Source organism: candidate division KSB1 bacterium (genome assembly GCA_022566355.1).
Taxonomy (GTDB): domain Bacteria; phylum Zhuqueibacterota; class JdFR-76; order JdFR-76; family DREG01; genus JADFJB01.
This window is the reverse complement of sequence record JADFJB010000155.1, coordinates 1-9,076: the sequence shown is the minus strand read 5'-3', so window position 1 is coordinate 9,076 and position 9,076 is coordinate 1. Positions and strand designations below refer to the sequence as shown.

Here is a 9,076-nt window from a genome sequence, read left to right as displayed (position 1 = left end):
ATACCTAATTTTCAAATTGATAATCGAATTCATTTAAGTAAACGGGATCTATTTCCATAAAATTGAAAAAGCATAATTGTAAGTATAAAATAGTTGCAAAATAGATCCCTCCTGGATGACAGTGTTAAGGTTCATGTAGTCCAGGTTAATTAATTTCATTCTCATTAAAACGATGGAGGATATACCATGATAATTCGAAAAATATTTACCTTACTGATTATCTTTAGTTTTTATGCCGTTTCAGCTTGGAGCCAAAGTGTTGATGATATTATCAAAAAGCATATTGAAGCTTTAGGCGGCCTGAAAAAAATTGAAGCCATCAAAACTCTAAAGATCACAGGTACCACAACCAGAGGTGGTGGCAATTTTAGTTTTGAATCAGATTTTACCCGTTACATTAAACAGCCGAATATGGTGCGCAACGAGACTGAAATGCGCGGTAATTTAATCGTGCAAGCTTATGATGGTAAAACAGCTTGGGCTATTATTCCATTTCGGAGCGAAGACCCTGAAGAAATGACAGGACCGCAAGCCCAATCAATCATTGGCCAGGCTGAAATTGGAAGTCCGTTAGTTAATTATAAAGATAAAGGATTCAAAGTGGAGCTCCAGGGAAAAGAAGAGTTTGAAGGCACTGAAGTGTATAAACTAAAAGTTACCGGCAAAGACGGTGAAACGTTTATATCCTATTTAGATTCAGAGTATTATGTGGAAATAAAACGCGTGGCTCAAAGAGTGGGAAGAGAAGGAAATACTGTTGAAATAGAATCTTTATTCAGCGATTTCAAACCTGTAGATGGAGTAATGATGCCGCATTCGATTACCACAAAAGGTGGCGGTGGTTTTGGCGGCCGAGGTGGTGGTAGAGGAGGCAGAGGCGGTAGAGGTGGTCGTGGTGGCCGCGGAGGTCGTGGCGGTGGAAGTTCTGAAATTACAATCAAAAAATACGAAGTCAATGTAGAGTTGGATGATAAGATTTTCAAAATGCCTGGAAAGTAGGTTTAGGTATTGAACTATATGATCATAGCCTTAGCTGAATTGTAATTCCATCCAACATAATGTCATCTTAAGCGTCAGCGAAGGATCTTGAATGCTGTAAGATCAATAAAATCAATAGATTTTTCTTCCGCCTTGGCGGGATCAGAATGACATTTTTATTGATTTTTAGCTTTCTGTAACAATCTGTTTACAGGATCTTAATAACAAAAGCAATACTTTAAAACCGTTTTCATCGGTTCAAAGGAAAGGCTTATTCATTTATCATTTTGTAAAGAATTTGCAAATCTTGTGGATCTTGAGCCCTTCTAATACTTTAAAAATAATTAAGCATGAGTTCATTCTAAAAAGGTGGGATACCCATTCCATCGCTCTCATAAGTACTTTTTTCTTAGAAAAGCGACTGAATCGGTTTTTAGTGTAGACTCAAGCATTATTAAAAAATGTGTCAAAATCATTTTGTAGATTCCCATTTAACCATTCACACAACTAAAAGAAGGAGTTAAGAACATGCTGAAACGTATAGCCTTCCTATCTTTATGTATTTTCTTATCCTCTTCATTTTCACTTGGTTCTAACGAACAGGATAATGGCATCAAAATAGATTCAAACATATTTGGCGGGATGAAAGCCCGGGCCATTGGACCTGCTGTCATGAGCGGCCGTATAACCAGCATCGATGTTGTTAATAATGATAAAAATATCATTTATGTCGGTACAGCAGGCGGCGGTGTTTGGAAATCAGAAAGTGGCGGGATAACCTTTTCCCCAATCTTTGACGAACACTCTCAATCCATAGGCGATCTCAAAATCGATCAATCAAATCCCAAAACAGTTTGGGTCGGCACAGGTGAGCACAATGTCCGAAATAGCGTTTCAATTGGGACAGGCATTTATAAAACAATGGATGGTGGTAAAACCTGGAAATTTATGGGATTAGGGAATTCCGAGAGAATCAGTTCAATACAAATCGATCCACATCATTCGAATACGGTATATGTGGGTGTATTGGGACATTTGTGGAATGCGAATGAAGAGCGTGGCGTTTACAGGACAACAGATGGCGGTAAAACCTGGAAGCATATCCTTAAAGTCAATGAAAATACCGGGTGCTCTTCCTTATCGATGGATCCCCTTAATCCTAAAATACTGTATGCCGGAATGTGGGAATTCAGGCGTCAGCCCCATACATTTAATTCCGGTGGACCAGGCAGCAACCTCTATCGATCCATTGACGGCGGCGAAACCTGGGAGATATTGCGGAACGGTTTACCTGAAGGGAATTTGGGTCGGATAACTGTTACAGTGGCACCATCTCGTCCAAACGTTGTTTATGCGATTGTCGAGGCAGAAAAAACCGCTTTGTATCGCACGGATGATTTGGGACATAATTGGGAAGAAATGAATTCCTCTCAATCGGTTGCCGGTCGTCCATTCTATTTTGGTCATCTATACGTAGATCCTAAAAATCATGATAGAGTTTATAAACCGGGCCAATCGCTTTCGATCAGTGAAAATGGTGGACGAACATTCTCCAGACTAGGAGGCGGTGTTCATCCGGATCACCATGCCATTTGGGTTAATCCTGATGAGACACGTCATATCTTACTGGGAACCGATGGCGGAATTTATGAATCCCGTGACAGGGGCGGTACCTGGCTCTTTTATAAAAATTTACCGGTATCACAATTTTATCGGGTTAGTTATGATATGGATCGCCCCTACAATGTATATGGTGGATTGCAAGATAATGGCTCGTGGATGGCACCCTCAAAGGGGTTGGGTGGTATTTCAAATAGCGATTGGAAAAATATCGGTGGTGGCGATGGCTTTTATGTTTTTCCGGATCCTTCTGATAACGATATTATTTATTATGAATCACAGGGCGGTAATATTGTTAGAAGGCATCGTTCAACCAACGAAACGAAACAAATCAAGCCCTTTCCAAAAGACGGCGAGAAAAAATATCGCTTTAACTGGAATACTCCCATTGCTTTTAGTCCCACAAAACCGGGTGTGATGTATTTCGGATCGCAATATCTTTCCAGGTCAAACGATCGTGGTGAATCCTGGCAGACGATTTCCGGGGATTTGACCACAAACGATCCTGAAAAGCAAAAACAAAATAAATCTGGTGGATTGACGATTGACAACAGCATGGCGGAGAATCATTGTACCATTTACACGATAAGCGAATCACCAAAAGATCCAACTGTCATTTGGGCAGGCACCGATGATGGTAATCTTCAAGTCACTTCGAACAATGGCAAAAGCTGGTCGAATGTTGTAGGTAATATTGACAATTTACCCAAAAACACCTGGTGTTCAGATGTCCAGGCAAGTTATCACGATCGCAATACTGCTTATGCAGTGTTCGATGGCCATCGCAATGGCGATAAAAATGTGTATGTTTTTAAAACCACAGATTTAGGCAAAACATGGCAATCTATTGCTACGGAAGCGGTGGAAGGCTATGTGCTGGATTTTTGTGAAGATAATGTCAATCCGAAACTTTTATTCTTAGGCACGGAGTTTGGTTTGTTTGTGTCTGTAGATGGCGGTGAGCAATGGGTACGATTTAAAGGCAATTTACCCAAAGTTGGCATTCGGGAAATTAAAATTCATCCCCGAGAAGCTGATCTTATTTTAGCAACACATGGTCGCGGAATTTACATCCTGGATGATATTACTCCCCTGCGCCAGGTTAGCCAGGAAGTTCTCACTGCTAATGTTTCATTATTTAAATCGCGACCAACCACAATCACAACACGATCGGGCAGACAACGATTTAACGGTAGCGATCAATTTGTGGGAGAAAATCCAACTGAGGTGGCGACGATTACTTACTATCTGAAAAAAAGGCATCTTTTTGGAGATCTCAAGATCGATATTTTTAATGAAGGTGGTGAAATGATAAAATCTTTATCCGGCGGTAAGCGCAGAGGAATTAATCGCGTAGAATGGCCCATGCGATTAAAAGCGCCCAGGACGCCGCCATCGCGTTCACTAAGAGGCGGTTTTGTTTTTGGACCGGCGGTGAATCCGGGAGTTTATACGGCTCGATTAATCAAATCATCCGACACACTTGAAACCAAGATTGAAGTTTTTCACGACCCCAAGTATAGCCATTCTACAGAAGATCGTGATCTCCAGCAAAAAACCATGTGGAAATTATACGGCATGCAGGAACGGCTTGCCTACATTGCCAAAGCAGCAACAGACGTACGTGATGATGCAAGGGAACGATCGAATAGCCTAAAGAAGAATGATCGTCTGGCGAAGGATTTAACAAAATTCGCAGATGCTTTGGATGTTCTTTATAAAACACTAGTCGTTACTGTTAGAACTCGAGGCATTTCAAATGATGAGAGAATTCGTGAAAGAGTTGTTTCACTATTTGGCGCCGTGAACAGCTATGGCGGCAGACCCACACAAACACAACTCGATCGGGCCAGGAAACTAGAAAAAGAACTTGAAAATGCAGATGCATCATTCCAATCAATAATTGGTAAAGATTTGAATTCTTTGAATGAAAAGCTTAAAAAAAAGGAAATGGGAACGATCAAAATTTTATCTGAGGAAGAATTTAAAGAACAGGACCACTGATTAAACAGATTACTCTGATTGCATTGATTTAGATTTTGGATTAAAATAATTTATCTACTGAGGCATCATAAACATTTTAATTATAACGATTATCATTCCCACGGGTTGATTTTGTAGTTCTTAAATCCTACCTTATTAGCTAATTTTCAACGTTTTATTCAAAAATACTTTTACTAACTAACTATAACAACATCAAAAAAGGCATAGTTAACCTCCCTTACCCTCCTTAACAAGGAAGGGAAATTCCTCCCCTTGATAAGAAGAGGTCAGGAGGGGTAGTTGAGAATACAATAATTCTATGAATCTAAATCTAACCTCTTACGATCAGGCTTTGTTGCACGGAGAGCATGGACCCGCCGCTCAACTCGCCATGTCGATCATGACAAGAATGGTCGGGATTTATGGAGCGAACTCTTTGCTGGATATAACCGCTGCTCACATCGATAGCAGCTTATACATGGGAGATGCCACTCTTGAATTTGCCGAGCGCCTGGCGAATTCAGGAGCAAAAGTTAAAGTTCCCTCTACATTAAATGTATCCGGAGTTGACGAGCATCATTGGCAGGAATGGTCTACTCCACCCGATCATGCCCGTAAAGCCCATCGCCAGATGGTGGCTTACCAGAACATGGGTTGCATCCCGACATGGACCTGCGCGCCCTATCAAACCGAGCACAGACCCAGGTTTGGACAACAGATTGCCTGGGGTGAATCCAATGCCATTGCGTTTGCGAATACAGTCATTGGTGCTCGAACCGAGCGCTACCCGGATTTGCTCGATATTTGCGCCGCAATTACCGGTCGCGTTCCGGCTGCCGGATTACATTTAGAAGAAAATCGCGCCGGACAGTTTGTGATCAGAATTGATAAAATCCCACTAAAGTTACAGGAAGATGACAGCTTTTATCCAGTTCTCGGTCATTGGATTGGTAAAATTTCGGGTGACCAAATTCCGATTGTCGAGGGCATTAAAATCAACCCTACTGAAGATCAACTCAAATCTTTTTGCGCTGCAATGGCCTCTTCGAGTGCATTAGGTCTCTGCCATATTGTCGGTGTGACTCCGGAAGCGGCAACTTTAAAAGAAGCCTGCCAGGGAAAATTTCTCCAAAGGAGTGTCGAATTGGATATGAGCCAATTGCGCGAAGCACGAGATGAATTGACCACCACAAAAACAGATCAACTCGATATGGTCGTTCTTGGCAGTCCACATTTTTCTTTTGCAGAATTTAAAAAATTGGTTCCATTAATTACAAACAAGAGATGCCATAGTAAGGTGCAGTTTTTAGTTACAACGAGCCGAACCATGAAAGAACTGGCAGATCGGGCAAATTTCTTAACACCCCTGCAAGAATTCGGCGGTAAAATTACCGTGGATACGTGCATTATAACAACTCCCATGCTACCCCCGGCAATCAAAACACTCATGACAAATTCGGCCAAATACGCTTTTTATACACCGAGCCTGTTGAATAAACAAATTGCTTTTGGCAGCACGGAAGATTGTGTCCATTCGGCAATTTCCGGCTTCATTATAAGGGATGATTCTTTATGGGAAAAATAATTCAGGGTCATCCGGTTGTGCCAGGGGAATCGAAAGGCGAAATTCTGTTTAGCAGCGAATCTCTGAGTTTCTGGGGCGGTTATGATTCCCAAACCGGTGAAATTATCGACCGGCGCCATCCTCTTTGCGGCAGAATTGCGGCTGGGTGTATCCTTGCGATCCCAACCACACGCGGCTCCAGTACAACTACTGCCGTTTTGTTAGAAGCGATTCGGGCTGGCACTGCTCCCGGAGCTATTATTACGCGCGGTGTGGATCAATTTCTGGCCTTAGCCTCCGTTGTTGCGGAAGTCATGTATTCGAAACCAATTCCCATTATCGCTTTAGATGATGAAGATTTTGATGCGTTGGAAAATGGAAAAATGATGCATGTTAAGCAAGATGGTACAGTGGAAATTTTTGATTAAAAATGTGCTGCAATATCGATGACGTCCTTAGAAAATATTTATTGATTATGATATTTTGAAAAGACTGTTTGCAGTTAAACTGTTTTTCGTTACCTTAAAAAAATTCTTTAAAAGTCTTCCAATTAATAAGAATAGGTTGGGAAGTGTCTATATTCAGAAATATGATTTTGTGGGGCGCAGATAACCAGTGGCTGCGGAAACATGGCGCCAATTTCTTTTTTGTTCGAAAAGCAGTAAAACGCTTCATGCCAGGAGAGCAAATCGAGGATGCAATTCTTGCAGCGCAATCCATTCAAGCAAATGGACTTAAAATTATATTTACTCATTTAGGGGAGAATCTTCAGGGATTATCAGAGGCTGAAGTAGTCGCCAAACATTACATAGAAGTGCTCAAAAAAATTGAAAAGACAAACCTGCAAGCCGAGATTTCTCTTAAATTGACTCAAATAGGTTTGGATTTATCAGTTGAAAAAACTTATGGATATTTTAAAGCAATTACAGAAGAAGCTTTAGCACGTAAGAATTTTGTTTGGATTGATATGGAAAGCAGCGCTTATACGGATGTTACGTTGAAGTTCTATCATCGCGCACGTAAAGAATTTGAAAATGTTGGATTGTGCATTCAATCCTATTTGTATCGTACTGAAGATGATCTGGTCGAATTGTTGAAATTGACGCCGGCTATTCGTTTGGTGAAAGGGGCGTATAACGAACCGAAAGAAAAGGCTTATCCAGATAAAAAAGATGTCGATGAGAATTTTTATAAATTATCGGAAATGCTGCTTGAATCGTCCAAAGAAAATGGAACCCGGGCGGCATTTGCAACGCATGATTTGGATTTGCTCGCAAGAATCCAGAAGGCTGCAGAGAAATATGAAATTCCCCAGGAAAATCTGGAAATTCAAATGCTTTATGGCATCGTTACGAAGGAGCAAATTCGGTTGGCCAATGCTGGTTATCATGTTAGATCATTGATTAGTTATGGGGAATTCTGGTATCCCTGGTACATGCGTCGATTAGCAGAACGACCCGCAAATGTGTTGTTCGTCATGAAGAATATGTTTACCAGGTAATCCTTTTTACGCTCCATAAACCTCTTTATTAGCGCAATATAAATCCATGTTTATAGGGATCATCCGGGTCGAGATAAAATTCATTTTTACCGGTGATAAAAGCTGTTCCTTCCACTTCCGGAATCACTGCTGAATAAGGTCCGAACGTCGTGGTGTTTACCACCCTGCCGGTAAAACGGCTACCGATGATACTTTCGATGGTCATCGGTTGATTTATGCCGATATCCCTCCGTTCATAATGAATCGCCATCCGGGCGCTGACCCCTGTTCCGGTTGGCGAGCGGTCGACTTCACCTTCTGCAAAAATACAAACATTGCGGCTATCAACCTGCTTATTCGGTGATGCATCGATAAAAATAGTGCCATACAAGAAATTCAAATCCTTTTCATAGGGATGTTCTATCTGTCGATCTTTCATGATGGCTCGTTTAATAGCCATACCCTTTTTGATGAGCTGTTGAAAAAATTCGGGAGTGCATTGAACACCGACATCTTCGGCCTGAACAAAGGCATAGAATGCGCCACCAAAAGCGAGATCATAGGGTATGTTACCCAGGCCGGGAACATCAATTTTTGCGTCTAGTTCGACAACAAATGAAGGCACGTTATGGAAAGAGACACTCTGTACCCGCTTATTTTCTATTTTAGCAAATGCTTTTACAAGTCCGGCGGGCGTATCAATTTTGATTTTTGTTTCAGGTTCCTGCATGGGTACTAACCCGGTTTCCAGCGCCACTTTTGTGATTGCAATAATCGCATGACCACACATGGTACTATAGCCTTCGTTGTGTAGAAATAATATGCCAAAATCCGCATCCTGACTAGTGGGTGGTGTAAGTACACAGCCATACATATCCGCATGACCGCGCGGTTCCCACATGAGTGCTGTTCTTAAGGTGTCAAAATTTTCTTTGGCGAATTGCCTGCGTTCCAAGATAGTCTTACCGGCTAATTCCGGAAATCCGCCTGTGATGATGCGAAGCGGTTCTCCCCCTGTATGAGCATCGATTGTCGTAATTTTAATCCAATGATCGGGGGGATGCCAGTTTTTGATTTGGTTAAGATTTATGGATACGGAGTTCATAGTTATGATTAATCATAAAGATGCATACTTTTCGATTTGAAAATGTAAGCGGATATGATAACTTTTCCAAACAATAAAATTATTTATGGCAAGGATGGTCTTAAAGCCAGTGCCTATTTTTGAAGAATATGTACGGTACATAAACTATTCATGATCCTTAATTATTAATCCTCTACGAGGATTTGAAAACCTAGATCAACTCTATATCTACAAAAATAAAACCTCTACGAGGTTATTTATGATCGATTTATAACTTAACTCATAAGAAATGAGCTATCCACAGATTTGAGTTATCCTCGTTTAGAATGGATTCATAAGATCTCGCATAACTAAAAACATCGTAGAT

General features: G+C 41.1%; 6 protein-coding genes. 5 read left to right on the top strand and 1 reads right to left on the bottom strand.

What is annotated here, in order from left to right; translation table 11 throughout:
- Positions 1–186: 186 nt before the first annotated feature.
- The 5 genes from IIC38_18770 to IIC38_18750 all read left to right on the top strand — a co-directional run bounded on the left by IIC38_18770 (position 187) and on the right by IIC38_18750 (position 7,646).
- On the top strand, positions 187–999 hold the full coding sequence (locus IIC38_18770) for a hypothetical protein (protein ID MCH8127969.1): 813 nt from the start codon (positions 187–189) through the stop codon (positions 997–999).
- A gap of 507 nt (positions 1,000–1,506) precedes the next feature.
- Complete coding sequence (locus IIC38_18765; GenBank protein MCH8127968.1) at positions 1,507–4,602, top strand: glycosyl hydrolase; 3,096 nt, start codon at positions 1,507–1,509, stop codon at positions 4,600–4,602.
- A gap of 298 nt (positions 4,603–4,900) precedes the next feature.
- On the top strand, positions 4,901–6,166 hold the full coding sequence (locus tag IIC38_18760; GenBank protein MCH8127967.1) for an aconitase X catalytic domain-containing protein: 1,266 nt from the start codon (positions 4,901–4,903) through the stop codon (positions 6,164–6,166).
- Positions 6,154–6,573, top strand: coding sequence for a DUF126 domain-containing protein (locus IIC38_18755; GenBank protein MCH8127966.1), 420 nt, complete (start codon positions 6,154–6,156; stop codon positions 6,571–6,573). The genes IIC38_18760 and IIC38_18755 overlap by 13 nt, the downstream gene beginning before the upstream one ends.
- Positions 6,574–6,716: 143 nt before the next feature.
- Entirely contained in the window at positions 6,717–7,646 is a 930-nt protein-coding gene (locus tag IIC38_18750) for a proline dehydrogenase family protein (protein ID MCH8127965.1), read from the top strand.
- 28 nt (positions 7,647–7,674) lie between these two features.
- Here the strand turns inward: IIC38_18750 and IIC38_18745 are convergent, their stop codons facing one another.
- Entirely contained in the window at positions 7,675–8,730 is a 1,056-nt protein-coding gene (locus IIC38_18745; protein MCH8127964.1) for a proline racemase family protein, read from the bottom strand.
- Positions 8,731–9,076: the final 346 nt, after the last annotated feature.